31 protein-coding genes and 1 tRNA gene are annotated in these 26,219 nt (G+C 64.2%); 4 read left to right on the top strand and 28 right to left on the bottom strand.

Annotation, left to right across the window (positions count from 1 at the left end):
• Positions 1-2,088, bottom strand: a 2,088-nt coding sequence (locus ACSQ3D_RS26110; protein ID WP_436128758.1) for a DUF6531 domain-containing protein, incomplete at its 3' end; no start/stop codon positions are given.
• Positions 2,089-2,865: 777 nt separating this feature from the next.
• Here ACSQ3D_RS26110 and ACSQ3D_RS26105 point away from each other — a divergent pair.
• Complete coding sequence (locus tag ACSQ3D_RS26105; RefSeq protein ID WP_056420272.1) at positions 2,866-4,188, top strand: hemolysin family protein; 1,323 nt, start codon at positions 2,866-2,868, stop codon at positions 4,186-4,188.
• Positions 4,189-4,279: 91 nt separating this feature from the next.
• On the opposite strand, the gene ACSQ3D_RS26100 is transcribed toward ACSQ3D_RS26105, so the two are convergent.
• The 6 genes from ACSQ3D_RS26100 to ACSQ3D_RS26075 form a co-directional block, all read right to left on the bottom strand.
• Positions 4,280-5,596, bottom strand: a complete 1,317-nt coding sequence (locus ACSQ3D_RS26100; RefSeq protein WP_436128757.1) for an FIST signal transduction protein — start codon at positions 5,594-5,596, stop codon at positions 4,280-4,282.
• A gap of 65 nt (positions 5,597-5,661) precedes the next feature.
• Positions 5,662-6,552: a PhaM family polyhydroxyalkanoate granule multifunctional regulatory protein gene (locus tag ACSQ3D_RS26095; RefSeq protein ID WP_436128756.1), complete on the bottom strand. Its 891-nt coding sequence runs from the start codon at positions 6,550-6,552 to the stop codon at positions 5,662-5,664.
• A gap of 169 nt (positions 6,553-6,721) precedes the next feature.
• Positions 6,722-7,216, bottom strand: coding sequence for a copper chaperone PCu(A)C (locus tag ACSQ3D_RS26090; protein ID WP_056420278.1), 495 nt, complete (start codon positions 7,214-7,216; stop codon positions 6,722-6,724).
• Positions 7,217-7,317: 101 nt separating this feature from the next.
• A complete protein-coding gene (locus tag ACSQ3D_RS26085) occupies positions 7,318-7,878 on the bottom strand; it encodes a YcnI family copper-binding membrane protein (RefSeq protein WP_436128755.1) in 561 nt (186 codons plus the stop codon).
• 18 nt (positions 7,879-7,896) lie between these two features.
• Complete coding sequence (locus ACSQ3D_RS26080; protein ID WP_436128754.1) at positions 7,897-10,209, bottom strand: TonB-dependent receptor; 2,313 nt, start codon at positions 10,207-10,209, stop codon at positions 7,897-7,899.
• 79 nt (positions 10,210-10,288) lie between these two features.
• Positions 10,289-10,657, bottom strand: coding sequence for a DUF2946 family protein (locus ACSQ3D_RS26075; protein ID WP_200912461.1), 369 nt, complete (start codon positions 10,655-10,657; stop codon positions 10,289-10,291).
• Between the two features lie 143 nt (positions 10,658-10,800).
• Here ACSQ3D_RS26075 and ACSQ3D_RS26070 point away from each other — a divergent pair, with 143 nt between their 5' ends.
• On the top strand, positions 10,801-11,439 hold the full coding sequence (locus tag ACSQ3D_RS26070; protein ID WP_436128753.1) for a glutathione S-transferase: 639 nt from the start codon (positions 10,801-10,803) through the stop codon (positions 11,437-11,439).
• 172 nt (positions 11,440-11,611) lie between these two features.
• On the opposite strand, the gene ACSQ3D_RS26065 is transcribed toward ACSQ3D_RS26070, so the two are convergent.
• Positions 11,612-12,421, bottom strand: a complete 810-nt coding sequence (locus ACSQ3D_RS26065) for an enoyl-CoA hydratase/isomerase family protein (RefSeq protein ID WP_436128752.1) — start codon at positions 12,419-12,421, stop codon at positions 11,612-11,614.
• Between the two features lie 205 nt (positions 12,422-12,626).
• Between ACSQ3D_RS26065 and ACSQ3D_RS26060 the strand changes: the two genes are divergently transcribed.
• Complete coding sequence (locus ACSQ3D_RS26060) at positions 12,627-13,040, top strand: VOC family protein (protein WP_056420289.1); 414 nt, start codon at positions 12,627-12,629, stop codon at positions 13,038-13,040.
• A gap of 326 nt (positions 13,041-13,366) precedes the next feature.
• Here the strand turns inward: ACSQ3D_RS26060 and ACSQ3D_RS26055 are convergent, their stop codons facing one another.
• A complete protein-coding gene (locus tag ACSQ3D_RS26055) occupies positions 13,367-13,918 on the bottom strand; it encodes an Rrf2 family transcriptional regulator (protein ID WP_396504935.1) in 552 nt (183 codons plus the stop codon).
• A 149-nt stretch (positions 13,919-14,067) separates the two neighbouring features.
• On the opposite strand from ACSQ3D_RS26055, the gene nhaR reads away from it, so the two are divergent.
• Positions 14,068-14,964 carry a transcriptional activator NhaR gene (nhaR, locus tag ACSQ3D_RS26050; RefSeq protein ID WP_396504934.1) on the top strand — a complete coding sequence of 299 codons (897 nt, stop codon included), beginning with the start codon at positions 14,068-14,070 and terminating at the stop codon, positions 14,962-14,964.
• 382 nt (positions 14,965-15,346) lie between these two features.
• Here the strand turns inward: nhaR and ACSQ3D_RS26045 are convergent.
• The 19 genes from ACSQ3D_RS26045 to ACSQ3D_RS25955 all read right to left on the bottom strand — a co-directional run bounded on the left by ACSQ3D_RS26045 (position 15,347) and on the right by ACSQ3D_RS25955 (position 26,140).
• Positions 15,347-15,423: transfer RNA gene (locus tag ACSQ3D_RS26045), tRNA-Met, on the bottom strand.
• A gap of 22 nt (positions 15,424-15,445) precedes the next feature.
• Positions 15,446-15,838: a 50S ribosomal protein L17 gene (gene rplQ / locus ACSQ3D_RS26040; protein ID WP_056420297.1), complete on the bottom strand. Its 393-nt coding sequence runs from the start codon at positions 15,836-15,838 to the stop codon at positions 15,446-15,448.
• Positions 15,839-16,025: 187 nt separating this feature from the next.
• Complete coding sequence (locus ACSQ3D_RS26035) at positions 16,026-17,018, bottom strand: DNA-directed RNA polymerase subunit alpha (protein WP_436128751.1); 993 nt, start codon at positions 17,016-17,018, stop codon at positions 16,026-16,028.
• Between the two features lie 113 nt (positions 17,019-17,131).
• A complete protein-coding gene (gene rpsD / locus ACSQ3D_RS26030) occupies positions 17,132-17,755 on the bottom strand; it encodes a 30S ribosomal protein S4 (RefSeq protein WP_056420303.1) in 624 nt (207 codons plus the stop codon).
• A gap of 90 nt (positions 17,756-17,845) precedes the next feature.
• Entirely contained in the window at positions 17,846-18,250 is a 405-nt protein-coding gene (rpsK, locus tag ACSQ3D_RS26025) for a 30S ribosomal protein S11 (RefSeq protein WP_005793662.1), read from the bottom strand.
• 18 nt (positions 18,251-18,268) lie between these two features.
• Complete coding sequence (rpsM, locus tag ACSQ3D_RS26020) at positions 18,269-18,634, bottom strand: 30S ribosomal protein S13 (RefSeq protein WP_035206424.1); 366 nt, start codon at positions 18,632-18,634, stop codon at positions 18,269-18,271.
• Between the two features lie 23 nt (positions 18,635-18,657).
• Positions 18,658-18,771, bottom strand: a complete 114-nt coding sequence (rpmJ, locus tag ACSQ3D_RS26015) for a 50S ribosomal protein L36 (protein WP_005793651.1) — start codon at positions 18,769-18,771, stop codon at positions 18,658-18,660.
• A 142-nt stretch (positions 18,772-18,913) separates the two neighbouring features.
• Complete coding sequence (secY, locus tag ACSQ3D_RS26010) at positions 18,914-20,233, bottom strand: preprotein translocase subunit SecY (RefSeq protein ID WP_056420306.1); 1,320 nt, start codon at positions 20,231-20,233, stop codon at positions 18,914-18,916.
• A gap of 24 nt (positions 20,234-20,257) precedes the next feature.
• Positions 20,258-20,689: a 50S ribosomal protein L15 gene (gene rplO / locus ACSQ3D_RS26005; RefSeq protein ID WP_056420309.1), complete on the bottom strand. Its 432-nt coding sequence runs from the start codon at positions 20,687-20,689 to the stop codon at positions 20,258-20,260.
• 10 nt (positions 20,690-20,699) lie between these two features.
• Positions 20,700-20,882: a 50S ribosomal protein L30 gene (rpmD, locus tag ACSQ3D_RS26000; RefSeq protein WP_007861725.1), complete on the bottom strand. Its 183-nt coding sequence runs from the start codon at positions 20,880-20,882 to the stop codon at positions 20,700-20,702.
• A 13-nt stretch (positions 20,883-20,895) separates the two neighbouring features.
• On the bottom strand, positions 20,896-21,414 hold the full coding sequence (gene rpsE, locus ACSQ3D_RS25995) for a 30S ribosomal protein S5 (protein ID WP_056420312.1): 519 nt from the start codon (positions 21,412-21,414) through the stop codon (positions 20,896-20,898).
• A gap of 17 nt (positions 21,415-21,431) precedes the next feature.
• Entirely contained in the window at positions 21,432-21,797 is a 366-nt protein-coding gene (gene rplR, locus ACSQ3D_RS25990; RefSeq protein ID WP_007861721.1) for a 50S ribosomal protein L18, read from the bottom strand.
• Positions 21,798-21,808: 11 nt separating this feature from the next.
• Entirely contained in the window at positions 21,809-22,342 is a 534-nt protein-coding gene (gene rplF, locus ACSQ3D_RS25985) for a 50S ribosomal protein L6 (RefSeq protein ID WP_056420316.1), read from the bottom strand.
• A 26-nt stretch (positions 22,343-22,368) separates the two neighbouring features.
• A complete protein-coding gene (gene rpsH / locus ACSQ3D_RS25980; protein WP_056420320.1) occupies positions 22,369-22,764 on the bottom strand; it encodes a 30S ribosomal protein S8 in 396 nt (131 codons plus the stop codon).
• 20 nt (positions 22,765-22,784) lie between these two features.
• Positions 22,785-23,090, bottom strand: a complete 306-nt coding sequence (gene rpsN / locus ACSQ3D_RS25975) for a 30S ribosomal protein S14 (protein ID WP_056420323.1) — start codon at positions 23,088-23,090, stop codon at positions 22,785-22,787.
• Between the two features lie 8 nt (positions 23,091-23,098).
• Positions 23,099-23,638, bottom strand: coding sequence for a 50S ribosomal protein L5 (rplE, locus tag ACSQ3D_RS25970; protein WP_005793632.1), 540 nt, complete (start codon positions 23,636-23,638; stop codon positions 23,099-23,101).
• Between the two features lie 9 nt (positions 23,639-23,647).
• On the bottom strand, positions 23,648-23,968 hold the full coding sequence (rplX, locus tag ACSQ3D_RS25965; protein ID WP_056420326.1) for a 50S ribosomal protein L24: 321 nt from the start codon (positions 23,966-23,968) through the stop codon (positions 23,648-23,650).
• A gap of 9 nt (positions 23,969-23,977) precedes the next feature.
• A complete protein-coding gene (gene rplN, locus ACSQ3D_RS25960) occupies positions 23,978-24,346 on the bottom strand; it encodes a 50S ribosomal protein L14 (RefSeq protein WP_007861702.1) in 369 nt (122 codons plus the stop codon).
• A gap of 195 nt (positions 24,347-24,541) precedes the next feature.
• Positions 24,542-26,140 carry an FAD-dependent oxidoreductase gene (locus tag ACSQ3D_RS25955; RefSeq protein WP_436128750.1) on the bottom strand — a complete coding sequence of 533 codons (1,599 nt, stop codon included), beginning with the start codon at positions 26,138-26,140 and terminating at the stop codon, positions 24,542-24,544.
• Between the last annotated feature and the right edge of the window lie 79 nt (positions 26,141-26,219).

Raw genomic sequence — 26,219 nt, 5'->3', positions numbered from 1 at the left:
CAGGCCGCTGTCCGGGCTGGATTCTCCGGTGGCGTTGCCCAGGGTGTCTCGGGAGTAGGTGGTGTTTACGCCTTTGAAGTCTTTGGCCTGGGTGACGCTGTCCAGCGCGTTGTAGGTCAGGCTGGCTGTGGCGCTTTGCGCGTCGGTGATGGCCTGCACGCGGCGCAGGGCGTCCAGGCCGTACTGGGTGGCCTCGCCCAGGCCGTTGGTGCTGCGCACTGTGTCGCCGTTGGCGTCATAGCCTTGGGTGGTAGTTTGCTGGCCGCCCAACGTGATGCTGTCCAGGCGGTTGAGGCTGTTGATGTTGCGCGCCAGCGTCCAGGCCAGTTGGCCCTGGGCGTTGCGGATTTCTTCCTGGGTTCGGTTACCGATGGCGTCCAGGGTGTAGGTGCCCGCGTTGCCTCGGTTGTCGCTCCAGCCGGTCAGGCGCTGGGCGGCGTCGTAGGTGTAGGTGACGACGTGGCCATGCGGCATCGTGGCGGTGGCTGCCTGGCCCGTGGGGCGGTAGGTGAGCGTGGTGACTTGCCCGTCCACGCTGGCGGTCAGCAGGCGGCCGCGCGCGTCGTAGGTGTAGGTGGTCGTCGCACCGGTGGGCGAGGTGTGGGTGAGCACGCGGCCAGCGGCGTCATGGGTGTAGGTGTCGGCGTGGCCCAGGGCGTTGGTGGTGCTGGTGAGGTTGCCTGCGCTGTCGTACTGGTAGCTGGTGGCTGCTCCGTTGGGGGCGGTTTCTGTAGCGACCAGGCCTGAGGGGTGGTACGTCCACGTGGTGGTGCGGGCTATGCCGCTGCCCATGCCGGCACCGGTGTCGGTGATGGTCTGGGTGAGCCGGTTGCCGAGACTGTCGTAGGTGTAGCCGGTCACCCGCCCTGGTTCATACACCGCAACAGGCAGGCGCCACTGGAGGTGCCATTCGATACCGGTGGTGCGCTCTTCGGGTTTGCCTGCGGCTTCGGTGGTGGCAATAGGCAGCCTGCGGTCAGTGTTCCAGAGGTAGGTGGTGCTGGTGCCCTGGAAGTCGGTTTCTTCGGTGATCAGGCCCAGATCGCTTTGCACGCGGCTGGCTGCGTCGGGCTGGCCGATGCCGTCGGGTTTGTCGGCGCCAGTGACAACCAGTTTGCCCAGGTTGAGGGTGTAGTTGAAGGCTCGGGTGGTTCCCAACGGGTCGGTGACCGTTGTGGCCCCGCCGTTGGGGCCTGGATAGCTGACCTGATAGCGCTCTACCCCGCCAGCGAGTTCGGAGCGGATGGCTCGCCCAGCACTGTCGTAGTCAAACGTGGCCCAGCGAACGCCCGCCTCGTCGGTGATACCTGTCAGGAGCTGGTCGCTCCTCACGTGCTCGTACTGAAAGAAACGGGTCGTGTTGTCGGGGTAGGTGATCCGATACAAGTACTCGCCGTTGTACATGTACCAAATGACGCCTTGCCCCGGTACGGTGACCGACACCAGCTTGCCGCCGTAGTGAAAGAAGGTGATCGTTTGACCGAATGCGTTGGACACGGATGCGAGCAGTCCATTTCCGTCATAGGCGTACGTGGTGACCCATCCATTGCGTGCAGTCACGGTCAACAGTTTGCCGGGAGCATCAAACACCAGCGTTGCATCGTCGTCCATGCGTCGGTACGTCCACGCGCCTGAAGCGTCTTGCACCAAGGTGTCGTTGCTGTTGGTAGCAACCCAGTTGTTCGTATCGGTGGCTTTGAAGAAGCTGCGCCGATAGCCTTCGCCAGTGATGATGCCGACGCTGGTACCGGCCGGAGTGGCAACGCGTTTGAGGTAGGTGCTGTGGTTGTGGGTCCACACCTTGCTCATGGTCCGCGTGGACTCCGCGTAGTGGAGCGCCCAGGTGCTGCGGTAATAGCGGGTGAACGACAGGGCCGCAGGGCCTTGCCCGGCCCAGTCGGTCTCTGTTCGGATTTTGGCTTGGGCTGCTGGGACTATGGGCTGCGTGGTGTGCGTGCCCGCTTGACATAATTGCGGCTCGGGCGATGACTGTACGCAGCGATTTGCGGCAGGATCCTCTGCATAGTCGCGCTTGCAGATGCAGCCTTGTGCGGTGGCCTCGCTATTAAGCGGACAGCCTTGACCCATTGGGTTCCATTGATAGTTGTAGAACCAGTTGCCTTCGGCTCCAACAGCAGTTTCCGTTGTAGGCCCCGCTCCCGGACAAGAAGGGCCGTTGGGAAATTTGACGCAGACCTGAAAAATGTCGAGTACGTTCGGTCCACCAATGATCCACAAGCTTCCATCTTCCTGTTGACTGGGCGAATTGTGTCTAGGAATGGCTGCCGCTTCTCCGTCACTGCGCGCATACGGCTGGTATCCGTTTAGCAGTAGTAAGCCATTTCCATAGCGAAAAATCCCGACCTCTTCTTGATGTAGTGCAGCTTGTGCAGAAGCACTCACCAAACACCATACCGAAAGCATCAATATCTGAAGTACAACCAGCCAACGACTGTGCGCCGCAGCCGGTGGCAAGGCCGTGACGCGCCTCACCAGCGCCGATTCAGTCGAGCGTTGCATTCCCTCTCCCTCTTGTCCAGATTGTTTGTCAAGGCTGCCGAGTTTCCGGCCACATTTGCTTTCTCGCGAGTCCTCTGATCACACTCTTGTGTTGATCAAATCAAGCTGCAGAGCGACTACTAGTGCGCGGGCGCCACTCTACCGTCGATAGCAGCCGTTGATCATGCTTTCTGTAACAAACAGAAGCAGGCAATACACCAGCCTGTCGGCACTATGACACCTACACTCCATGTCGATTGGCCTGCACCTGCAAAAGCTTCAAACCCCAGGGAGAGCCTCCCGGGCCAAGGTATCCCTACAATCGTCAGCTTCTCAACACCCAAGGGCGCGCAAGGCGCCCTTTGTATGGAAATAGCAATACTGTTCGCCCTCATCTTTCTCAACGGCCTGTTTGCCATGTCGGAGATCGCCCTGGTCACCGCACGCAAGGCCCGGCTGCAAAAGCTGATAGACGAGGGCGATAGCGGCGCCGCCGCCGCCGTGAAGCTGGGCGAAGACCCCACGCGTTTTCTCTCCACCATCCAGATCGGCATCACGTCCATCGGCGTGCTCAACGGTATCGTGGGCGAGGCCGCGCTGGCCGCGCCGCTGGCGTCGTGGCTGTATTCGCTGGGCATGCCCCAGCCCTACGGCAACTATGCCGCCACCGGCCTGGTGGTGGTGCTGATCACGTACTTCTCGATCGTGGTGGGTGAACTGGTGCCCAAGCGCATCGGCCAGTCTTACCCCGAGACCTTTGCCCGCCTGGTGGCGCGGCCCATCAACTTCCTGGCGCTGGCGACCAAGCCGTTCGTGTTGCTGCTGTCCACGTCCACGCGCACGCTGCTGCGCCTGTTGGGCGTGAAGGAAACCAGCGGCAGCCCGGTGACCGAGGAAGAGATCCACGCCATGCTGGTGGAAGGCACGACGGCCGGTGTGATCGAGTCGCACGAGCACACCATGGTGCGCAACGTGTTCCGGCTGGACGACCGCCAGATCGGCTCGCTGATGCTGCCGCGCGGCGATGTGGTGTGCCTGGACATCGAAGCGACGTTCGAGGAGAACCTGGCGCGCATCGAGGAATCGGACCACGCGCGCTTCCCGGTGGTGCGTGGCGGCATGGACAACATCGTGGGCGTGATCAACGCGCGCCAGTGGCTGTCGCGCGCGCTGCGCGACCGCCAGCAGAGCCTGGCCGACCAGCCGCTGCAGACGGCGCTGTACGTGCCCGAGACCATCACCGGCATGGAGCTGCTGGACAACTTCCGGCTGCAGGACGTGCACATGGCGTTCGTGATCGACGAGTACGGCGAGGTGCAGGGCATCGTCACGCTGCAGGACCTGATCGAGGCCATCACCGGCGAGTTCCAGCCGCGCGACCCGGAAACGTCCTGGGCGCTGCAGCGCGACGACGGCAGCTGGCTGCTGGACGGCCACATCCCCGTGCCCGAGCTCAAGGACCGCCTGAACCTGGACACCGTGCCCGAAGAAGAGCGCGGCCGCTACCACACGCTGAGCGGCATGATCATGCTGCTCACGGGCCGCCTGCCCAAGGTGACCGACACGGTGCAGTGGGAGAACTGGAAGCTCGAGGTGGTGGACATGGACGGCAAGACCATCGACAAGATCCTGGCCACCAAGCTCACCGACGAAGAGCGGGACGAACCCGAAGGGCTGCCCGCGGGTTGATGCGCCGCAGCGCGTAGCCATGGCGAAGGCGACCCGAGGGTCGCCTTTTTCTTTGGGGCCTGCGGAGCCTGCGCCCGGCGTGCCTTCCTCCCTAGTCCCCCACGAACACCGTCAGCACGCCGGTGTAGCCATACAGGTGGTGGTGCGCGATCTCGCCGCCGGCAAAAAAGCCCACCAGCGGCACGTCGCCCAGCGCGTGGCGCACGATCTGCAGCTCGGCGCTGGGCCCGCCGAAATGCGGACCGCCGCGGCCCGAGCAGCTCACGTAGACGGCGCCGCAGATGCGCTGGCCGGGCTTGGGCGCCGGGCCCGTGGCCGCGCTGGGCGCCAGCGACGCGGGCTGCGTGTCGCTGTCGGCGTCCGACACCACGTGCAGCGGCTCCATTTCCTCGGGCTCCAGCTCTTCGCGGATCTCGGCGCAGATGCGCATGAGGTCGGCGCGGGCGGCGGCCACATTGCGCTGGCAGAACGCCAGGTGCATGCCCGTCTCCACGCGGTCGGCCAGGGCCACGCCCCGGCGCGAGCCGTCGAGCCCCACGATGTGGCGCACGCGCGTGTCGGTGCCGAAGTGGCCCGTGCGGCGCTGGCCCTGCGGCTGCTCACCTGCATTGACCAGGCCCGCCAGCGTGGCGCGCACCTTGCGCAGCGCGGGCTGCGGGTCGCCCTCCAGCGAGACTTCCAGGGTGTCCAGCAGCACGTCGAGCGCGGGCTCGCCGTCGAGCTCGAGCACCACGTTCTCCTGCGCAGCAGTGACCGCGCGCAGCGCACCCACCGGCTGGCAGCCCTGGGTGACGCGCGAGACCAGCGCCACACCGGGCCCGAAGGCCACGCCCGACAAGCCGCCGTCGAACACGCCCGTGGCCGCGCCCTGCCCCGCCAGGTTGCCGTTGCCGCCGACCGCGAACTGCACGCTGGCGCTGCGGCTGGCAGTCAGCCCGCCAAAGAGGTAGCCCGTGTCGGTGCGCTCGGCCACCTCGTGGATCAGCTCGGCCAGCTCGGGCGTGTGGCCGTCGGCGTGGACCAGGGCCGTGTGCGCGGTGAATCCGCCGGCCGCATGCGGCGGGTGCGTGGGCAGGGGCGCCACGCCCGAGAACACGCGGTACTGGTCTGCCGGCACGTCCAGCAGCATGACCGACAGCGCAGGCTCGTCGAAGTATTCGGCGTTGTTGGCCGACACGCCCACGCCCACCGTGCCGCTCCAGTCGGTGACCTCGGGCAGCTCGCCGCTCAGGTAGTCGAGCAGCGCCTGCGCCTCGTCGGCGTAGTGGTCGGTGATGTACAGCAGGCCCAGCGTGGGCGCCGGCGCGTAGCCGGGCAGCGCCATCTGGGCGCGCAGCTGGGCCAGCACCAGCGCGGCGGCCATGCGCCACTGCGGGTGTGTGGCATGGCCGGAGGGAAATAGTTTCATCATGGTCTCTCTGGGGGCAGGCCAGCCGGCGAGCGGGTTTGTTGCACCCGCCGCGCCCGGCCCCGTCAGCCCGCGCGCTTGCGCGGCGAGGCGCTGGTGCGGGCGGTGGATTTCTTGGCGGCGGGCTTGGCAGCGGCCTTGCGCGGCGCGGATTTGGCGGGGGCAGCGGCCTTCTTCTTGGCGGCACGCGGGGCAGACGCGCGCTTACCCGCCCCCTGCACCGTCTGCATGCCCTTGGCCGCGAACTGGCTGGCCATGCCGGAGGCCGTCTTGAACGCCTCCTTGGCCAGGCCGGTGGCCATGTTCTTGGTGGTGTCGATGGCGGTCTGCTTGGCCGCATCCTTCATCGCGTTGGTGGCGATCTGCTGGAACTGGCTGGTGAGCGCGCCCCACCATTGCATGGGGTCGACCACATTGGGCTCGGCGCTTGCGGTCTTGGATTTGTCAGCCTTGCCAGCCTTGGACTTGGAGGCCGCGGCGGGGGCGTCGTCTTCCTCTTGGGCTTCTTCGGCGTCATCGGCCTCATCGGCCTGCGCTTCGGCAGCACGGCTGGCCACGCGGGCTGCGGCACCTGCCACAGCGTCGGCTGCGCCGCTCACGGTGCCGGCGGCCTTCTGCACGCCGCTCATCACGGTGTCGGCGGTCTTGAGCTTGAAGGCATTGGCCACGTCGCCCATGCTGAAGTTCATGCCCTTGAGCGTGGCCAGGGTCATCTTCTGCACTTCCAGCGCCTGGATGGTCGCGGCCAGCGCGCGCGAGTTCTGCTCCAGCCAGAACTGCACCGCCTTGAGTTCATCGATGCGCTTTTCGAGCTCTTCCACGCTGATGGTGGGGGCCACCCAGTTGGAGAGGTTGGGCAGTTGGGGAATGCTGCTCGACGCGCCCTTGGCCAGGCTTTGCAGAAAGTCGAAACCGGGGACGAATTTGCCGAAACCGAAGTTGGATGTGTCGCTCATGGCCGCTCCGCAAGAGGTGGGGACTGGGTGATTCTGTGGTGGAGGCACAGCTTACTCCAATGCCTGCCCTGCGGGCGTACGGTCTTTTCCGGGGGGCGCGCCGGGCTATCGCGCCGCGTGCGCGGCCTGAAGCCGCCGCACGATGGGCGGCCGCGGTGCGTTGCGCCGGTCAGTGCTTGTGCCCGTGCGCCGCAGGCGCGGCGCCCGGTGCCGACGTGCCCACGGGCACGCTCAGGTTCAGCTGGCTTTCGGCGCCCTTGGCGTCCTGGAACACCAGGGTGATGGGCACGGTGCTGTCCTTGGCCAGCGGGGCCTTCAGGTCGAGCAGCATGACGTGGTAGCCGCCGGGCTTGAGCTCCACCGTCTTGCCTGCGGGCAGGTCGAGCGACGGGACGGCGCGCATCTTCATCACGTCGCCCTCCATCTTCATCTCGTGCACTTCGGTCACGCCCGCGGCCGGCGACTCGGCGCGCACCAGGCGGGCGCCGTCCTTGGCGGTCAGCTGCATGAAGGCGCCGGTGCCCTTTTGGCCCTGCACGCTGGCGCGGGCCCAGGCACCCTCGACCTTGACGGCGGCAGCGGTCTGCGCCCAGGCATGGGCGCCAGCGAGCGTGGCAGCCAGGATGCAGGCCCGGGCGGCGGTGTGAAAGCGTGTGGATGTCATGGTGTGTTGTCCTTCAGTTCAGAAAAGGTGCAGCGCCACGCGCGGTGCGGCGTGGCAAGAAGAGAGATTGCTAGAGGCAAAGATGAGGAACGCGGCCACTGTCAGTGATTGTGGCCACCCGCGCTGCCGCCGGGAAGAATCTCCAGTGCGGCTGCAGGGGACTTCAGGTCCGACAGCTTCTGGCCGGGCTTTGGCACCTCGGTCCAGTCGCTGCGGCCCTCGGTGCAGACCTGGCGCACGGGCCAGTACACGGTGCCCGCCTGCTCGGGCGTGGTGGCGACCAGCACGAACTCGTCGTAGTGCGCGCTTGGCAGCACGTCGTCCGGCGTCATGGCGGTCCAGGTGATGCGCACCACGTCTTCGGTGACGCTGCGGCCATGGCTGGTGTACGGCTGGGCCAGCTTGTCACGCTGCACGTCCAGCGCCCAGCCCGGCTTGGGCATGGGCCGCGCGCTGCGCATGCCGGCCGGGATGTCCACCACGATCTGCCGCGTGGGCGCCGCGCCGCAGCCATGGCCCACCTTGAAGGTCGCCTTGTAGCTGCTGGCGGCCGGGGCCACCTGGTATTCGAGCACCACGTGGGCGGATGCAGGCACCAAAAGGGCGCTACCGCTGATCCATAAAGCGCTAGCAGCTATCTTTTTCATAGTATTCACATTCATTTCCGTAACCTTTCTTTCTCAGGGGGTGACCTTCAGTTCAGCCATGTACGTCCGCTGCGGATACGGATGGAAATTCCAGTAGCGGTAGTTGTTGAGGTTGTCGATGCCCACCGCCACGCTCACCTGCTGGCTGACCTGGTAGCGCACGCGCACATCGGTGGTGAAGTAGCGGCTCGTGCCCTGGTAGGCAAAGCCGTTGGTGTCGGTGTTGTCCAGCGTGCCGTACTGTTTGCCGCTGTAGCGCGCGCCCAGGGTGTAGGACCAGGTGGCGTCCGGCCGGTAGGTGGCCACGGCGCTGGCGCGCCACGCGGGGATGCGCGGTTGCCACTTGCCGACGCTGGCCGGGAACTTGTCGTTGCGGGTGATCTTCGAGTCGGTCCAGGTCAGGCTGCTGCCGATGTCCAGCCCGCGCACGAACACGTTGGCGGCCTGGTAGGACGCTTCCAGGCCTTTGGTGCGGATGGCGTCCACGTTCTGCACGTTGGTCACGTTGGGGGTGACGAGCACGTTGGTCTGCGAGTACAGCGCGTCGCGCGTGCGCTCGAAGAACGCGGTGAGGCGCAGCAGGCCCTCGCCGCCCCAGCCGGCCAGGTCGCGCTCGGCGGTCAGCTCGGTGGTCCAGGACTTTTCGGGCCTGAGGTTCGGGTCGTTGTTGACCAGCACCCCGCTGCCGCTGATGCCGCCCTGGTAGAGCTCGGACACCGTGGGCATGCGCACCGCGCGGCCGGTGGAGGCCTTGAGCACCCACTGCGCGCTGGCCTGGTAGGCCACGGCGGCCTTGGGCGAGAGGTAGTTCTCGGTGCGCTCGGGGTGGCCCAGCACCGTGCTGGCATTGGCCGTCTGCCCGTGGCTGGCGCTCCAGCGCTCGGCGCGCGCGCCCAGCACGGCCTTCCACCGGGGCGCGATCTTCCAGGTGTCCTGCGCCCACAGCCCGATCAGCTGCGTGTCGCCGTTGAACGCCTGGTTGCGCGCACCGGCGGTGCCGCTGATCCAGTCCGTGGTCGCGTTCTCGACGCTGCGCAACTGGTAGCTGTCGCGCTGCAGGCCGAAGTCCACGATGTGCGCGCCCTGCACGCCGTCGGGCCGCCACGTGCCCTTGGCGGCCAGCGTGGTCCAGCCGGTGCCCTTGCCGTCGACGATGCGGCCCGCGCCGCCGTTCAGTGCGGCGGGCAGGGCCACGGTGGCTGCGCGCAGCGTGTCCTGGTGGTAGTCGTAGCGGCTGGCGGCGACCTCCCAGTCGAACACGCCCTGCGTGCGGCTCTTGACCGACAGGCCGTGCATGAAGTGCGTGAGCGCCTCGTTGGACACGTTGAAGTCGCTCGGCATGAGCATGAACGAGCGGCCGTTGATGTTCACGCTGCCGCTGTAGACCGCGTTGCCGCCTGCATCGCGCAGGTAGCTGGCGGGGCGGCCTTCGGACTCGTTGTGCCACCAGCCGAAGGTGTAGGCCGCGCGCACTGTGGGCGAGAGGTCGTAGGCGAGCTTGGCCTTGATGTGGTCCTGCTGCGTGCGGTATTGCGTGGCGGTGCCCAGCAGGTACCACGGCTGGTTGCTGCGGTTGTTGCCCGATACGGCGCCGGTGACCGGTGTGCCCGCATTGCCCGGCGCGCCTGCAGAGACCAGGCGCGTGGGGAAGGTGAGCGGCTGGCCTTCGCTGTCGGTCTTGCTGAAGTTGAGGAACCACGACCAGTCGCCGTTCTTGTTGCCCACCGAGGCACTGGCCTGCTGGCCGCCGTAGCTGGCGCTGGTGTTGTACAGGTCGAACGGCTGGTGCTGCACGCTGACCTTGCCGTGCGCCTCGAACCGGGTGGGCATGCGGGTGACGTAGTCCACCACCGCGCCCACCGAGTTGCCGGCATACGCGGCGGAAAACGGGCCGTAGAGCACGTCCACCCGCTCGATCTCCTCGGGCGTGACCAGCATCCAGCGCGGCGCGTTGGTGGGGCCGTTGCCCAGGTAGTTGCTGAGCAGGATGCCGTCGGCAAACACCATCGACCGCGCCGGGTTGCCCGTGCCCGAGGCGCGCGTGGACAGCACGGCGTGGTTGTAGTCGCCGATGTAGCGCTTGCGCACCAGCAGGCTGGGCAGGTACTTGAGCGCGTCTTCGCTGTCGGTGGCGTTGATCGAATGCTCGATCTCCTCGCGCGTCACGCCTTCGATGGTGGTGGGGATCTGCGTGGGCAGCGAAGTGGGCTGGCCGCCAGTGATGGTGACGACGCCCAACTCCTTGACGGGCGCGCCGTCGGCGGCCTGAGCCTGCGCGGGTGCAGCCCCGAACAGGGCGAGAGGAAAGGCACCGGCCACGGCCAGCACCCTGCGGCTTTTGCGCATGGAAACTCCTGAAATACAAGCCAAACAGGCTGCTACCGCTTGATGGACAAGCGCTAGCAGCTATTGAATCAATAGCAATTCAGGAGAATGCAGGCGGCCCGCGCGGCGGCAGCGGCGCGGCGGTGCGCGCAGCGATGTGCGCGGCGGGGATGGGGCGCAGGGCGTGCGCCAAAGGATGAACGACCGGCAGCGGGGCCTGCGTGGCGGGCGGCGGTGCACCGACATGGGCGCACAGCGGGCAGTCGAGCGCGTGGCTCGTCACTTCCTGCACGCCGTCGTCGGTCTTGACCAGCAGCTTGATCGCGCCCGAGCCCGAGCAGATCAGCTCCATGGCCTGCGGGCTGACCAGCGGCGACGCCACCGCCACCCCGATGGACACCACAAACCACGCCAGCACACAGCGGGCGAGCCAGCGAAGGCTGCGGAGGGTTTGCAGGGACGGCACCATGGAGGCCCGATTGTAGATGCCGCACCTGCCGCGGCCTTGACGGAGGTCATCTGGGCGACGGGCGCCCTGGCGGGCGGGGCCTACGATCCGGCCTGGCGCCTGCCTGCACCGCCCCTTTCAACGACAACAACGGAGACACCACCATGCTCACGCTCTGCGGCTTTTCGGCCAGCAACTACTACAACAAGGTCAAACTCGCCCTGCTCGAAAAAGGCCTGCCCTTCACCGAGGAACTGGCCTGGGTCGGCGAGACCGACCGCAGCGCATCGCCCCTGGGCAAGGTGCCCTACCTGCGCACGCCGCACGGCACGCTGTGCGAATCGGCGGTGATCGCAGACTACATCGAGTCGGCCCACCCCGAACACCCGCTGATCCCGGCCGACCCGCTGGCCGCTGCCAAGGTGCGCGAGCTGATCACCTTTCTGGAGCTGCACCTGGAGCTGGTGGCGCGCAACCTGTATCCGCAGGCCTTTTTCGGCGGCACGGTGAGCGAGGCCGCGCGCGAAAAGGTCGGTGCGCAGCTCACGAAGAACATCGCCGCGTTTGCCCAACTGGCCCGGTTCAGCCCCTACGTGGGCGGCGACACCTTCACCCTGGCCGACTGCGCCGCCATCGTGCACCTGCCGCTGGTGAGCTCGGCCACCAAGATCATCTACGGCCGCGACTACCTGGCCGACCTGCCGGTGCGCGAGTACCTCACCCGCATGGCCGAGCGCCCGCACGTGCAGCGCGTCAACGCCGACCGCAAGACCAACACGGCGGAGATGCTCGCGAGGAAGTGAAGCCCCCTGAGCCGCTGCGCGGCTTCCCCCGGAGGGGAACGCCACCGGTGGCCCGGCAAAGCCGGCTCCACGGTGGCACTGCATGGGGCTGCGCCAGTCTCACGGGGCCCGCGCAATGGGGCGGACGGGACGGCAGGGGCGCGGGCACTGGGCGCCGCGCGCAGCTGGTGGGTCAGAACTTGGGAGCGCGCTTTTCGCGCAGGGCAGCGACGCCTTCGCGGGCGTCGGGGCCGCCGAAGCCCATGAACTCCAGGGCCAGCGAGGTTTCGAACATCGGGCCCGCCTGGCGCAGCCACTGGTTGAGCGCGTGCTTGGTCCAGCGGATGGCGGTCTGCGAGCCCGCGGCCAGGCGGTCGGCCACCTCGTAGGCGCGCGGCAGCAGGTCGGGCTCGTCCACGGCCAGCGAGACCAGGCCGATGCGCTCGGCCTCCTCGCCGCTCACCGGGTCGCACAGCAGCAGGTAGTACTTGGCCTTGGCCATGCTGCACAGCAGGGGCCACACGATGGCCGCATGGTCGCCGGCCGCCACGCCCAGCCGGGTGTGGCCGTCCACGATCTTCGCGCCCTTGGCCGCGATGGAGATATCGGCCAGCAGGCCTGCCACCAGGCCCGCGCCCACGGCAGGCCCGTGGATGGCCGAGACGATGGGCTTGTCGCAGTGCACGATGTTGTAGACGAGGTCGCGCGCCTCCTTCCAGATGCGGCAGCGCACCCCGAAGTCCTCGGTCATGTCCTGCACCATGGCCAGGTCGCCGCCGCCCGAAAAGCCCGCGCCCTCGCCACGCAAAACCGCGCAGCGCACGCTGTCGTCGTCGTTCACATCGCGCCAGATCTCGCACAGCTCCCGGTGGCCCACATGCCCTGCGGTGGGAAGCTTGCCATTGAGCGCGCGCATTTGAATGTCCAGCACTGCGCCGTCCTGGCCGCGGCGCGTGATGCGCAGGGTTTCATAACGCTGATAGTCGGGCGATGCGTTGGGCATGGCAGTGGGCGCAGCAAAGTGCGGTGGGGAAGATGGAGCATTGTGGCGTGGTGGCATGCCGTGGCACGCGGTGGGTCGCAGGAGGCGAACTGCGGTGCCCCGCGCAGGCCCGGACCAATTGGGCCGCCGAGAAGCAGCCGGATCAGGCCGTGCCGGTGCGCCGCTGTGTCCGCTCCCTGTGCTGCCGCGCTGCTATCCTGCCGTCATGCGCAGCCTTTTTCATCTTGCTTTTCACGTCACCGACCTCGACGCCGCACGCCGCTTTTACGGTGGTGTGCTGGGGTGCCAGGAAGGCCGAAGCACCGACACCTGGGTGGACTTCGATTTCTTCGGGCACCAGATCTCCCTGCACCTGGGCGAGCCGTTCACCAGCGCCCGCACCGGCCATGTGGGCGACCACCTGGTGCCCATGCCGCACTTCGGCGCCATCCTGGAGCTGCCCGACTGGCATGCGCTGGCCGGCCGGCTGAAGGCCGCAGGCACCGCCTTCACGCTGGAGCCCCAGGTGCGGTTCGAAGGCCAGCCCGGCGAGCAGTGGACGATGTTCTTTCACGACCCCAGCGGCAATCCCATCGAGATGAAGGGGTTCCGGTCGCTGGACGAGGTCTACGCGGCCTGAGTCGCGCGCTGCCCCGGCCGGGAGCGTGCTGCCGGCACGTCCTGCGCGTCAGCGCTCCCAATCCCCTCTTTGCCGCCCGCGCGTCCTTCGCGCCGCTCGGCGCTCGTTGGCGCTTGCTGGCGCTCGCAGGGGCCAGCGCGGGCACCACGCTGCGCACGGCGCGGCACTCCCCAGGGGTACTGCAACTGCCTTCCGGCGGGCACGGCCGTCCCGCCAGCAGCTGCCTGCTGCCTCGACGCCCTGCCAGCCTTGGGGGCCCCTCCCCTGCCCGCATGCCCTGCTGACGGCGCACGCCGTCAGGCTGCATTGCCGACAGGGCCGTGAGGTCAGCGGCGCTGCAGCAGCGGGATGGTCCCGAGCGCGAACACCGAGTTGGGCACACCCACCCGTGCCATCAGCGGGCGCGGCTTGGCACTCAGCTTGGGGCGGGGAGCGGCCGCGGGGGCTGCGGCCTCTTCCGCCACCACACCCTTTTCAATCTGCTGGGCCACCAGGTCCTGCAAGGTCACGGACTGCAGATAGTCCATCACCCGTGCGTTGAAGGTGGACCACAGGTCGCCCGTCATCGACTTCACCTGCGCCGCCTGGCCGGCACCGAGGTTCTGCAGGTCATCGGCCTTGAGGTTCTCGACCGCCAGGATGATCTCGGCCACGGACACCTGGTCGGCGCGCCGGGCCAGCGTGTAGCCGCCACCGGGACCGCGCGTGCTGTCCACCAGCCCCGCGCGGCGCAGGGCGCTGAACAGTTGCTCCAGGTACGACAGCGAGGTGCCCTGGCGGGCGCTGATCGTCGACAGCGCCACCGGGCGAATCTTCTGGCGCAGCGCGAGGTCGGTCATCGCCGACACCGCAAGTTGTCCTCGGGTAGTGATTCGCATCGTTGTACTCCTTGTGTGAACACGACAGTTCCAAGCCGGGCAGTCGCCACGGAATGGGGCCAAGCGTTCAATGTAGACAGTTTGACACTTCGCGTATATTCGTTTTATCGATTCAAATACATCGGTTTTTTCGAAGCATAGGACGCTACATGAACTTCAAGCACCTGCGCTACTTCTGGACGGTGGCCAAGGCGGGCGGTGTGATGCGCGCAGGCGAGCAGCTGCACACCACCCCGCAGACGCTATCGGGGCAGATCAAGCAGCTGGAGGAATGGCTGGGGCACGACCTGTTCCGCAAGCGTGGCCGCGGACTGGAGCTCACCAGCGAAGGGCGCGTGGCGCTGGGCTACGCCGAGCAGATCTTTGCACTGGGCGACGAGCTGGAAAAATCGGTGCGACTGTCCCGCGGCCAGGCCAAGCCGCTGGAGTTTCGGGTGGGCGTGGCCGACTCCATCGCCAAGTCGGTGGCTTATCACCTGCTGGAGCCGGCGCTCGGCATGCCGCAGCAGGTGCACATGACCTGCCAGGAGGGCAAGTTCCCGGAGCTGATCGCCCAGTTGAGCCTGCACAAGCTCGACCTGGTTCTGGCCGACGAGCCCGTGTCCAGGAAGATCGGCGTGAAGGCGTTCAACCACCCGTTGGGCACCAGTGGCATGAGCTTTCTGTGCGCCCCCGGGCTGCGTGCGGAGTTGCAGGGTGACTTCCCTCAGTGCCTGCAGGGCGCGCCCATGCTGATCCAGGGCCCCATGTCCTCGGTGCGCCAGCAGCTGGACCACTGGTTCAACAAATACCAGCTGCAGCCGCGCCTGGTGGGCGAGTTCGACGACAGCGCCCTCATGAACGCGTTCGGCCGCGAAGGCCGTGGCGTGTTCACCTCCCCCACAGTGCTGGACGACGAGACCACGGCGCAATTCGGCGTCGAGGTGATCGGCCGATCGAGCGAACTGGTGGAGGAATTCTTTGCGATTTCGGTGGAGCGGCGCATCACGCACCCCTGCGTGGCGGCCATCACCAAGGCGGCGAAGGCGGATCTGTTTGGGAAATGAAATGCTGGTGGGCGCGTCGCTGGGACCCGTACGCAGGTCGGAAACACCGTCTTGGTGAGCTTGGCGGCGCTGCCAAGCTACGGCGCCGTACCGCATGTAGACCACACAAGGTGGCCGCGACGTATCTCAGCGATCCGCGAGGCTGGGTGGGGCTTGCAAGCGCGGCCAACCCAACAATTGACCGCACAGTCAGCCAGCCAGTCAGCCAACTAACTACCCGCTACACCGCCAGCCAGAAAGGAATCGCTCAAGCCAGCTTAGCAGCCAGGCACTTCCTGCGCCAACGTTGCGCAGCCAACCGGGCACCGATAGCAAGCCCACAAACAAAAACGCCCACATTGCTGTGGGCGTTTTGCTTTGACTGACTGAATCAGCCAATATTTGGTTGCGCGAGAAGGATTTGAACCTCCGACCTTTGGGTTATGAGCCCAACGAGCTACCAGACTGCTCCATCGCGCGGTAAGAAATAAATTATACCCTATTATTCAGCTGCTGCCGAATTATTTTCGGTTTCTGCTGCGCGGTCGACCAATTCGACCAGGGCCATGGGCGCATTGTCGCCCACGCGGAAGCCCATCTTCAGAATGCGGGTGTAGCCACCGGGACGCGCGTTGAAGCGGGGGCCCAGTTCGTTGAACAGCTTGGTGACGCTGTCACGGTCGCGCAGGCGGTTGAACGCCAGGCGGCGGTTGGCGACGGTGTCGACCTTGGCCAGGGTGATCATGGGCTCGATCACGCGGCGCAGTTCCTTGGCCTTGGGCACGGTGGTCTTGATGGCCTCGTGCTCGATGATCGAGTTCATCATGTTCTGCAGCATCGCAAGGCGGTGCGAGCTGGTGCGATTGAGTTTGCGGAGTCCGTGTCCGTGGCGCATGGTGCTTTCCTTCTACTGTCTATGTAATTAAATCGGGCAGCCGTGTCAGGTACTTCCCGAGGCACTGTTCCCTTTTTGGCAGTTCAGCCGCTTGGCCGCTTGCCTGTCAGGGAACAAAAAGTCCCCCTTGCGGAGGACTTGGAAACCGGGCTCCCCTGTTCGGGGAACCCAGGATTATAGCGGCTGATCAGCGCTTGTCCAGACCGGCTGGTGGCCAGTTCTCAAGCTTCATGCCGAGCGTCAGGCCGCGGGAGGCCAGCACTTCCTTGATTTCGTTCAGCGACTTGCGACCCAGGTTAGGCGTCTTGAGCAGCTCGTTCTCGGTGCGCTGGATCAGGTCACCGATGTAGTAGATGTTCTCGGCCTTCAGGCAGTTGGCAGAACGCACGGTCAGTTCCAGCTCGTCCACAGGGCGCAGCAGGATCGGATCGAACGTGGCATTGCCGCGTGGGCCTGCAGGTGCGTCGAACGCAGCCAGCTCGCCACCTTCCAGCTGTGCGAACACAGCCAGCTGTTCCACCAGGATCTTGGCCGATGCGCGCACTGCGTCTTCGGCAGTGATGGCACCATTGGTTTCGATCTCGACGACCAGCTTGTCCAGGTCGGTACGCTGCTCCACGCGAGCGCTTTCCACGGTGTAGCTCACGCGCTTGACGGGCGAGAACGAAGCATCCAGCACGATGCGGCCGATCGACTTGGTCGACTCGTCCGCATAGCGGCGCAGGCTGCCGGGAACGTAGCCACGGCCCTTTTCCACCTTGATCTGCATGTCCAGCTTGCCGCCTTGCGACAGGTTGGCGATGACATGGTCAGGGTTCACGATTTCGACGTCGTGGGGGGTCTGGATATCACGGGCCGTCACGAGGCCTTCGCCGTCCTTGCGCAGGCTCAGCGTGACTTCATCGCGGTTGTGCAGCTTGAACACCACGCCCTTGAGGTTCAAGAGGATGTTGACCACATCTTCCTGAACGCCATCGATGGACGAGTACTCGTGCAGAACGCCTGCAATGGTGACTTCCGTCGCTGCGTAACCCACCATGGACGAGAGCAGGACGCGCCGGATGGCGTTGCCCAGCGTGTGGCCGTAGCCACGCTCGAACGGCTCCAGCGCGACCTTGGCACGGTTGTGGCCAAGCTGCTCGACATTGATAGCCTTGGGTTTCAGCAAATTGGTTTGCATTCAGACTTCCTCTCAATACCCCCAGCTCGTTACACCGGTAAGGCTGGTGAAGCGCCTAAACCGCGATGCCTCGCGGTTCAGGGACGGTTTTCTTGAATTACTGACTCGACCGATTAGCGCGAGTACAACTCAACGATCAGCGATTCGTTGATGTCGGCACCGAACTCATCACGGTCAGGCGCCTTCTTGAAGATGCCTTCTGCCTTGTCGGCATTCACTTCCACCCATGCAGGCATGCCGACTTGGGCCGCCAGTTGCAGGGCTTCGACGATACGTGCTTGCTTCTTGGACTTTTCACGCACGGCCACCACGTCGCCAGCCTTCACGAGGTAGGAAGCGATGTTCACGGACTTGCCGTTCACGGTGATCGCCTTGTGGGACACCAGCTGACGCGCTTCAGCGCGGGTCGAGCCGAAACCCATGCGGTACACCACATTGTCCAGACGCGATTCCAGGAGGAACAGCAGGTTGGCGCCGGTGTTGCCCTTCTTGCCGTCAGCGGCTTCGAAGTAGCGGCGGAATTGCTTTTCCAGCACGCCGTACATGCGCTTGACCTTCTGCTTTTCACGCAGTTGCAGGCCGTAGTCGGACGTGCGCGCACCGGAGGTACGGCCGTGCTGACCCGGCTTGGAGTCGAACTTGGACTTGTCGGCGATCGAGCGGCGTGCGCTCTTGAGGAACAGGTCCGTGCCTTCACGGCGGGAGAGTTTGGCCTTGGGGCCGAGGTAACGTGCCACTTGAGCTTCCTTTGTGTCATCTACCGCAAACCATTGCGGGAGCCGCCTGAGGCGCTTGCGCGTTCACAGGCGGCGGTGGGCTTAGAGAGATTAGATACGGCGACGCTTTTGAGGGCGGCAACCGTTGTGGGGCACCGGGGTCACGTCGGAGATCGACGTGATGCGGATGCCCAGTGCGCCCAGAGCGCGCACCGAGGATTCACGGCCAGGACCAGGACCCTTGATTTCGACGTCGAGGTTCTTGATGCCTTGGTCGATGGCAGCGCGGCCAGCCACTTCCGATGCCACCTGGGCAGCGAACGGGGTGGACTTGCGCGAGCCCTTGAAACCTTGGCCACCGGACGATGCCCACGACAGGGCATTGCCCTGGCGATCGGTGATCGTGATGATGGTGTTGTTGAACGAAGCGTGCACGTGGGCAATGCCGTCGGAAACGTTCTTGCGAACCTTCTTGCGGACGCGCTGGGCTGCGTTATTGGCAGGAGACTTAGCCATGATGATCTTTCAATCTCTTTATTTCTTCAGTGCAGCTGCGCCCTTGCGCGGACCCTTGCGGGTGCGGGCATTGGTACGGGTGCGCTGACCACGCATTGGCAGACCGCGGCGGTGGCGGAAGCCACGATAGCAGCCGATGTCCATCAAACGCTTGATGTTCATCGTCGTTTCGCGGCGCAGGTCACCTTCGATGGTGAACTGTTCGATTTGCTCACGAATTTTTTCCAGATCGCTGTCCGTCAGATCTTTGATCTTCTTGGAGTAAGCGATACCAGTTGCTTCGCAGATCTTGCGAGCGCGGGTGCGACCGATACCAAAAATGGAGGTCAAACCGATTTCCGCGTGCTTGTGCGGCGGAATGTTAATGCCAGCGATACGTGCCATATGCGTCCTCTAATACTTTCCAATCAACCTTGGCGCTGCTTGTGACGCAGGTCCGTGCAGATCACGCGCACCACACCCTTGCGGCGGATGATCTTGCAGTTGCGGCAGATTTTTTTGACCGAAGCCGAAACTCTCATTGCATTCTCCTAAAACTTTTCCATCCGTCCCGGCTGCTTTGCACGGAACACAATTTGTGCCCGCAAAATCGTGGGGCGTCGACGTAACCGATATCCAGCTTGCAGGCAGTGCATCGCGGTGCGATCCCTGCCTTCCTCATCCTCAACCGCCCGCGTTGCCTTTGAAATTGGCTTTCTTGAGCAGTGATTCATATTGCTGCGACATCATGTAGTTCTGTACCTGGGCCATGAAATCCATGGTCACCACCACGATGATCAGCAGCGACGTTCCACCGAAATAGAACGGCACGTTGTACTTCAAGATCAGGAACTCCGGCAGCAGGCACACGAAGGTGATGTACACCGCACCCGCCAGCGTCAGGCGAACCAGGATCTTGTCGATGTAGCGCGCAGTCTGCTCACCCGGGCGAATGCCTGGAATGAACGCACCGCTCTTCTTCAGGTTGTCTGCAGTCTCGCGGCTGTTGAACACCAGGGCCGTGTAGAAGAAGCAGAAGAAGACGATGGCCGCGGCGTAGAACATCACATAGATGGGCTGGCCAGGGGTCAGCGCACCAGAAATGTCCTTCAGCCAGCGCATCGACTCACCAGCACTGAACCAGTTCACCACCGTGGCGGGCAGCAGGATGATCGACGACGCGAAGATCGGAGGAATCACACCCGCCATGTTCAGCTTCAGGGGCAGGTGCGACGACTGACCGCCATACACCTTGTTCCCCACTTGCCGGCGCGCATAGTTCACGAGGATCTTGCGTTGACCACGCTCCACAAACACCACGAAGTAAGTCACGAGACCCACGACGATGACGATGAAGATCGCAGCCAGGATGCTCATCGCACCCGTACGGACCAGTTCCAGAAGACCACCGATGGAGCTTGGCAGCCCGGCAGCGATGCCGGCAAAGATCAGGATCGAGATCCCGTTGCCAAGACCACGCTCGGTGATCTGCTCACCCAGCCACATCAGGAACATCGTTCCAGCTGTCAGGCTGACCACCGCCGTCAGGCGAAAGCCGAACCCAGGGCTGATCACCAGGCCAGCAGAGCTTTCCAGCGCCACAGCAATACCGAGCGACTGGAAAAGAGCCAGACCCAGCGTGCCGTAACGGGTGTACTGCGTGATCTTGCGGCGACCTGCTTCGCCTTCCTTCTTCAACTGCTCGAAGGCTGGCACCACGTAGCCCATCAGCTGCATGATGATCGACGCCGAGATGTACGGCATGATCCCCAGAGCAAAGACCGTGAAACGCGACAGCGCGCCACCCGAGAACATGTTGAACAGGTTCAGGATCCCGCCTTGCTGGCCACTGAACAGCTGCTGGAGTTGGGCTGGATCGATACCAGGCACCGGGATATGAGCCCCGATGCGGTACACGACCAGCGCCATCAACAGAAAAACCAGACGACGACGCAGGTCGCCGAACTTGCCGGTCTTTGCGATTTGAGCCGCGCTAGTAGCCACAGATGCCTTCCTTCGAAGTCAAACTCAGGCGACGCTGCCGCCGGCAGCTTCGATAGCTGCCTTGGCACCTGCCGTGGCGCCGACGCCATTGAGCTTGACAGCCTTCGTGAGCGAACCGCTCTTGATGACCTTGACCACCTTGGCCAGCTCGCCGATCAGGCCAGCTTGCTTGAGGGCCAGCACGTCCACTTCGGCCAGGCCGAGTTGGTCGAGCGCCGTCAGCGTGACTTCTGCATTGAACTTGAGCAGGTGCGACTTGAAGCCGCGCTTGGGCAAGCGACGTTGCAGAGGCATTTGACCGCCTTCGAAGCCAACCTTGTGGTAGCCACCGGAGCGCGACTTTTGACCCTTGTGACCACGGCCAGCGGTCTTGCCCAGGCCGGAGCCGATACCACGGCCTACGCGGCGCTTGGCATGCTTGGCGCCGTCTGCGGGCTTGATGCTATTGAGTTCCATGATCTATCTCTCAGAGGACTTTGACCAGATAGCTGATCTTGTTAATCATGCCGCGCACTTCGGGCGAGTCCTGCAGTTCGCTCACGCTGTTGAGCTTGCGCAGGCCCAGGCCACGGACGGTGGCGCGGTGCGATTCCTTGGTGCCAATAGGGCTGCGCACCAGTTGAATCTTGACGGTTTGTTGCGTAGTCATTTCCAGCTTCCTATCAGGCGAAGATGTCTTCGACCGTTTTGCCGCGCTTGGCCGCCACGCTCGACGGGGTGGTCGACTTGACGAGCGCATCAAAGGTGGCGCGAACCATGTTGTAGGGGTTCGACGAACCATGGCTCTTGGCCACGATGTCGGTGATGCCCACAACTTCGAAAACAGCGCGCATGGGGCCGCCAGCGATGATGCCGGTACCCTTGGGTGCTGGGTGGAGTTCCACCGACGCTGCGCCGTGATGGCCCTTCACCGAGTGGTGAATGGTGCCGCTCTTGAGTGCAACCTTCATCAGGTTGCGGCGGCACTCTTCCATCGCCTTTTGCACGGCAGCAGGCACTTCCTTGGACTTGCCCTTGCCCATGCCGACGCGGCCGTCACCGTCGCCGACCACAGTCAGTGCAGCGAAACCGAGAATACGGCCACCCTTCACGACTTTGGTCACGCGGTTGACCGCGATCATCTTCTCGCGCAGACCGTCGTCCTGGCCTTCGCTCTGCACCTTGGGTTGAAATTTAGCCATTTTGTATTCCGCTCCGCTTAGAACTGCAGGCCGGCTTCACGGGCTGCGTCGGCCAAAGCCTTGACGCGACCGTGGTAGGCAAAGCCTGAGCGATCAAATGCAACCTTCTCGACGCCAGCTGCCTTTGCTTTTTCAGCAATGCGCTTGCCGATGGCCGTGGCTGCGGCGGCATTGCCACCCTTGCCCGAACCACCGAGTTCCTTGCGCACATCGGCTTCTGCGGTGGAGGCGCTGGCCAACACCTTGCTGCCGTCGCCAGAGATGACGCTGGCATAGATATGGAGGTTCGTACGGTTCACCGTGAGACGCGCCACGCCTTGCTGTGCAATGCGGATGCGGGTCTGACGCGAACGACGAAGACGCTGCTCTTTCTTGGTCAACATGTTGCAGCTCCTTATTTCTTCTTGGTCTCTTTGATCGTGACTTTTTCGTCCGCATAGCGGATGCCCTTGCCCTTGTAGGGCTCGGGTGGACGAACAGCACGGATCTCAGCAGCGATCTGGCCGACGCGCTGGCGGTCAGCACCCTTGATCACCACTTCCGTGGGAGTCGGGGTAGCCACCGTGATGCCGGCGGGCATTTCGATGTTGACCGGATGCGAATAGCCCACAGCCAGGTTCAGCTTGGAACCGGACGCTGCAGCCTTGTAGCCCACGCCGATCAGGCTGAGCTTCTTTTCAAAGCCCTTGCTGACGCCGACCACCATGTTGTTGACCAACTGGCGAATCGTGCCGCTCATGGCATTGGCTTCGCGGGAATCGTTGGCCGGCTCGAAGCTGAGCTTGCCTTCGTTGTTCGACACCTTCACCAGCACGTTTTGTGCAAGCGACAGGGTACCGCCAGAACCCTTGACAGAGATCTGGTCTTCTTTCACGGACACATCCACGCCAGCGGGGATGGTCACGGGCATTTTTCCTACTCGGGACATTTCAGTTTTCTCCTCAATGCCGCGGGTTAGGCCACGTAGCAGAGCACTTCGCCACCGACACCGGTAGCGCGCGCCTTGCGATCGGTCATCACGCCCTTGGGCGTCGTGACAATTGCCACACCCAGACCGTTCATGACTTGTGGAATGGAATCACGGCCTTTATAGACACGCAGACCAGGGCGGCTGACGCGCTCGATGCGCTCAATCACTGGACGGCCTGCGTAGTACTTCAGGGCAATTTCGAGTTCCGACTTGCCGGCTTCGGTCTTGACCTGGAAGCCGTCGATGTAACCTTCGTCCTTCAGCACCTGGGCGATGGCAACCTTCACTTTGGAAGAAGGTACCAGCACCGTGGCCTTGGAGACCATTTGTGCATTGCGGATGCGGGTCAGCAAGTCAGCGATGGGATCACTCATGCTCATGTTGTATCTCTCCTGCCTGCTTACCAGCTGGCCTTGGTGACACCGGGGATGTCGCCTGCAAAAGCCAGTTCGCGGATCTTGGCGCGAGCCAGACCGAATTGACGGAAGGTTCCACGTGGACGACCGGTGATTTCGCAACGGTTGCGCTGGCGCGTGGGGTTGGCGTTGCGGGGGAGCTTTTGCAGGCCCAGACGGGCTGCATCGCGCTCTTCGTCGCTACGCTTGGAATCGCCGGCGATTGCCTTCAGTTCCGCATACTTGGTTGCGTACTTGGCAGCCAATTTTTCGCGCTTCAGTTCGCGCTGGATCAAAGCTACTTTAGCCATGCTTCGCCTCAGTTCTTGAACGGGAAACGGAAACCAGCGAGAAGCGCCTTGGCTTCTTCGTCGGACTTGGCCGTCGTGGTGATGCTGATATTGAGACCGCGCAAGGCATCCACCTTGTCGTACTCGATTTCAGGGAAAATGATCTGTTCCTTGACGCCGATGTTGTAGTTGCCACGGCCGTCGAAAGCGCGACCGGAGATACCACGGAAGTCACGGACGCGGGGCAGAGCCACGGTCACGAAACGGTCCAGGAACTCATACATCTGCACGCCACGCAGCGTGACCATGCAACCGATGGCCTGGCCTTCGCGGATCTTGAAACCGGCGATAGCCTTCTTGGCCTTGGTGACGACGGGCTTTTGACCAGCAATCTTGGTCAGGTCAGCCACAGCGTTGTCCATCACCTTCTTGTCCGAGACTGCCTCGCTCACACCCATGTTGAGCGTGATCTTGGTCAGACGGGGAACCTGCATCGGCGAGGTGTAACCGAACTGCTTGGTCAGTTCGGGAGCGATCTTGTCGCGGTAGATTTCTTGGAGTCGTGCCATGTTTACCCCTTAGGCCGCCTTGATTTCAGCGCCGCTGGACTTGAACACGCGAACGCGCGAACCGTCAGCTTGCAACTTGATGCCCACGCGATCAGCCTTGCCGGTGGCAGCATTGAAGATGGCCACGTTGGACTGGTGAATCGGCATGGCCTTTTCAACGATGCCGCCCGTCGTACCCTTCATGGGGTTTGGCTTGGCGTGCTTCTTGACGAGGTTGATGCCGTCGATGACGAGATACGAGTCGTCCTTGCGCAGCGACACAGTGCCGCGCTTGCCCTTGTCGCGCCCGGTCAGCACGATGACTTCGTCGCCCTTGCGAATCTTGTTCATGGCGCGTCCTTAGAGAACTTCAGGAGCCAGGGACACGATCTTCATGAACTTTTCGGTACGCAGTTCACGCGTCACGGGTCCAAAGATGCGGGTGCCGATAGGCTCCAACTTTGCATTCAGCAACACTGCTGCGTTGCCGTCGAATTTGACGAGCGAGCCATCACCGCGGCGGATGCCCTTTGCGGTACGAACCACCACTGCGCTGTAAACCTCGCCTTTTTTGACGCGGCCACGCGGAGCGGCTTCCTTGATGCTCACCTTGATGATGTCGCCAACGCTTGCATAGCGACGCTTCGAGCCACCCAGCACCTTGATGCAAAGGACGGACTTGGCGCCGGTATTGTCGGCAACCTCTAACCGAGATTCTGTCTGGATCATTTCAATATTCCCAACTTGCACCAGAAGACCACGGCCCCAGAGAACTTCTCAAGGGCTGCAGATCAGCCAGTCAGTCTTGGGCCCGTCGTCCGCACCGCAAACCATTTGCAGCACTTCCCGCTGGGCAGAAACTTCACGTAGGAAACGCGAAGCCCTCGATTATTGCAAAACAATTCCAGGGAGTCAAGGGCCCTATCACACCGGCGCATGCAGATACTGCTGCGCCAGCGCCACAAAGGCGTCCAGCCCCGGATCGGTGCCCAGCTCTTCGCGCAGGATCTGCGCCACGGCAGGCGCGAGCTCGATGGCGCGGCGCGCGTCTAGGAACAAAAGGCGCGAGCGCCGGGCCAGCACGTCCTCGACCGTGCGCGCGTATTCGTTGCGGGCGGCAAACCGCACCATCGCGGCGGTGAGGCCCTGGCCCAGGTCCACGTCGGCGCCGGGCAGCGCCTGCACGGCGGCCGCATCGCTGCCATAGGAGTGCAGGCCTTGCGCGTCGCTGATCCGGTGCCGCACGGGCGTGGTCGGCGTGCCCACCAGCGGCAAGTGGTTGGTCACCCCGGCGGGCTTTTCCACCAGCAGCCCGGCGGTGAAGCATTTTTGCAACACATCTTCCGCCATGGCGCGGTAGGTCGTCCATTTGCCACCGGTCACCGTCACCAGGCCGGTGCGGCTGGTCAACACCGTGTGCTCGCGGCTCAGGCTCTTGGTGTTGTCGCCGTCGTCGTCCTGGGGTTTGACCAAGGGGCGCAGGCCGACCCAGATGCTCCGGATGTCGGCCAGTTGGGGGGCACGGGTCAGGTAGCGGGCCGATTCCTGCAAGATGAACTGGACTTCCTCCCGGAAAGGCAGGGGCTCGCGCACGATGTCCTGGCGCGGGCTGTCGGTGGTGCCCAGGATGAGCTTGCCCAGCCACGGCACGGCGAACAGCACGCGCCCGTCTGCGGTCTTGGGCACCATCAGGGCGTGGTCGGACGGCAAGAACTCCCTGTCCACCACGATGTGCACACCCTGGCTGGGGGCGACGATGGGCTTGACCGGCCGGCCGATGGCCTCGCCGTCCATCTGGCGCAGGGCATCCACCCACACACCCGTGGCGTTGACCACCGCGCGCGCGCGCACCGTGAATGGCTCGCCCGACTCGGAGTCTTCGCAGACGAAGCCGGCCACCTTGCCGCCTTCGTGGATCAGCGAACGCGCCGGGCAGTAGTTGACCAGCAGGGCCCCGCGGCTGGCGGCCGTGCGCGCCAGCGCCAGCGCGAGCCGGGCGTCGTCGAACTGCCCGTCCCAGTATTTCACGCCGCCCTTGAGCCCCTCGGTGCGGGCGGTCGGAAGGCACGCCAGCGTGCGGTCGCGCCCCAGGAACTGCGTGGCGCCCAGGCCCGCCTTGCCGGCCAGGGCGTCGTACATCATGAGGCCGATGCCATAGAACGGCGTCTCCCAGAAGCGGTAGGACGGCATCACGAACGGCAGCGGCTGCGCCAGGTGCGGCGCATTGTTCAAGAGCGTGGTGCGCTCGTGCAGGGCCTCGCGCACCAGGGCGATGTTGCCCTGCGCCAGGTAGCGAACGCCGCCGTGCACCAGCTTGGTCGCGCGCGACGACGTGCCTTTGGCAAAGTCGTGGGAGTCCACCAGGACCACGCTGAAACCCCGCGCTGCCGCATCCAGCGCCACCCCCAGGCCCGTCGCCCCCCCACCGATCACGGCCAGGTCATATTGATGGGGCTGGGCGAGGCGCGCCAGAAGATCGGCACGCCGGGTAGCAAGGGGAGCGGAAGCAGAAGCGGTGGTCATAGGGCGATTGTCCATGGGTGGGACAAAATTCAAGGGTTAACCCTTAAATTCTTGACGTATCGGGGAGAGATTCACAGCG

Origin of the sequence: Acidovorax sp. LjRoot117 (assembly GCF_964252695.1) — a bacterium.
Lineage (GTDB): Bacteria > Pseudomonadota > Gammaproteobacteria > Burkholderiales > Burkholderiaceae_C > Acidovorax.
Note: the sequence above shows the minus strand (reverse complement) of the source record. Positions and strands in the feature narration are given on the sequence as shown.

What these genes read in the sequence shown, in the direction of transcription:
- ACSQ3D_RS26105 (WP_056420272.1), top strand. Translation starts at nt 2,866, where the DNA reads ATGGAAATAGCAATACTGTTCGCCCTCATCTTTCTCAACGGCCTGTTT.
- ACSQ3D_RS26100 (WP_436128757.1), bottom strand. Translation starts at nt 5,596, where the DNA reads ATGAAACTATTTCCCTCCGGCCATGCCACACACCCGCAGTGGCGCATG.
- ACSQ3D_RS26095 (WP_436128756.1), bottom strand. Translation starts at nt 6,552, where the DNA reads ATGAGCGACACATCCAACTTCGGTTTCGGCAAATTCGTCCCCGGTTTC.
- ACSQ3D_RS26090 (WP_056420278.1), bottom strand. Translation starts at nt 7,216, where the DNA reads ATGACATCCACACGCTTTCACACCGCCGCCCGGGCCTGCATCCTGGCT.
- ACSQ3D_RS26085 (WP_436128755.1), bottom strand. Translation starts at nt 7,878, where the DNA reads ATGAATGTGAATACTATGAAAAAGATAGCTGCTAGCGCTTTATGGATC.
- ACSQ3D_RS26080 (WP_436128754.1), bottom strand. Translation starts at nt 10,209, where the DNA reads ATGCGCAAAAGCCGCAGGGTGCTGGCCGTGGCCGGTGCCTTTCCTCTC.
- ACSQ3D_RS26075 (WP_200912461.1), bottom strand. Translation starts at nt 10,657, where the DNA reads ATGGTGCCGTCCCTGCAAACCCTCCGCAGCCTTCGCTGGCTCGCCCGC.
- ACSQ3D_RS26070 (WP_436128753.1), top strand. Translation starts at nt 10,801, where the DNA reads ATGCTCACGCTCTGCGGCTTTTCGGCCAGCAACTACTACAACAAGGTC.
- ACSQ3D_RS26065 (WP_436128752.1), bottom strand. Translation starts at nt 12,421, where the DNA reads ATGCCCAACGCATCGCCCGACTATCAGCGTTATGAAACCCTGCGCATC.
- ACSQ3D_RS26060 (WP_056420289.1), top strand. Translation starts at nt 12,627, where the DNA reads ATGCGCAGCCTTTTTCATCTTGCTTTTCACGTCACCGACCTCGACGCC.
- ACSQ3D_RS26055 (WP_396504935.1), bottom strand. Translation starts at nt 13,918, where the DNA reads ATGCGAATCACTACCCGAGGACAACTTGCGGTGTCGGCGATGACCGAC.
- nhaR (WP_396504934.1), top strand. Translation starts at nt 14,068, where the DNA reads ATGAACTTCAAGCACCTGCGCTACTTCTGGACGGTGGCCAAGGCGGGC.
- rplQ (WP_056420297.1), bottom strand. Translation starts at nt 15,838, where the DNA reads ATGCGCCACGGACACGGACTCCGCAAACTCAATCGCACCAGCTCGCAC.
- ACSQ3D_RS26035 (WP_436128751.1), bottom strand. Translation starts at nt 17,018, where the DNA reads ATGCAAACCAATTTGCTGAAACCCAAGGCTATCAATGTCGAGCAGCTT.
- rpsK (WP_005793662.1), bottom strand. Translation starts at nt 18,250, where the DNA reads ATGGCTAAGTCTCCTGCCAATAACGCAGCCCAGCGCGTCCGCAAGAAG.
- rpsM (WP_035206424.1), bottom strand. Translation starts at nt 18,634, where the DNA reads ATGGCACGTATCGCTGGCATTAACATTCCGCCGCACAAGCACGCGGAA.
- rpmJ (WP_005793651.1), bottom strand. Translation starts at nt 18,771, where the DNA reads ATGAGAGTTTCGGCTTCGGTCAAAAAAATCTGCCGCAACTGCAAGATC.
- rplO (WP_056420309.1), bottom strand. Translation starts at nt 20,689, where the DNA reads ATGGAACTCAATAGCATCAAGCCCGCAGACGGCGCCAAGCATGCCAAG.
- rpmD (WP_007861725.1), bottom strand. Translation starts at nt 20,882, where the DNA reads ATGACTACGCAACAAACCGTCAAGATTCAACTGGTGCGCAGCCCTATT.
- rpsE (WP_056420312.1), bottom strand. Translation starts at nt 21,414, where the DNA reads ATGGCTAAATTTCAACCCAAGGTGCAGAGCGAAGGCCAGGACGACGGT.
- rplR (WP_007861721.1), bottom strand. Translation starts at nt 21,797, where the DNA reads ATGTTGACCAAGAAAGAGCAGCGTCTTCGTCGTTCGCGTCAGACCCGC.
- rplF (WP_056420316.1), bottom strand. Translation starts at nt 22,342, where the DNA reads ATGTCCCGAGTAGGAAAAATGCCCGTGACCATCCCCGCTGGCGTGGAT.
- rpsH (WP_056420320.1), bottom strand. Translation starts at nt 22,764, where the DNA reads ATGAGCATGAGTGATCCCATCGCTGACTTGCTGACCCGCATCCGCAAT.
- rpsN (WP_056420323.1), bottom strand. Translation starts at nt 23,090, where the DNA reads ATGGCTAAAGTAGCTTTGATCCAGCGCGAACTGAAGCGCGAAAAATTG.
- rplE (WP_005793632.1), bottom strand. Translation starts at nt 23,638, where the DNA reads ATGGCACGACTCCAAGAAATCTACCGCGACAAGATCGCTCCCGAACTG.
- rplX (WP_056420326.1), bottom strand. Translation starts at nt 23,968, where the DNA reads ATGAACAAGATTCGCAAGGGCGACGAAGTCATCGTGCTGACCGGGCGC.
- rplN (WP_007861702.1), bottom strand. Translation starts at nt 24,346, where the DNA reads ATGATCCAGACAGAATCTCGGTTAGAGGTTGCCGACAATACCGGCGCC.
- ACSQ3D_RS25955 (WP_436128750.1), bottom strand. Translation starts at nt 26,140, where the DNA reads ATGACCACCGCTTCTGCTTCCGCTCCCCTTGCTACCCGGCGTGCCGAT.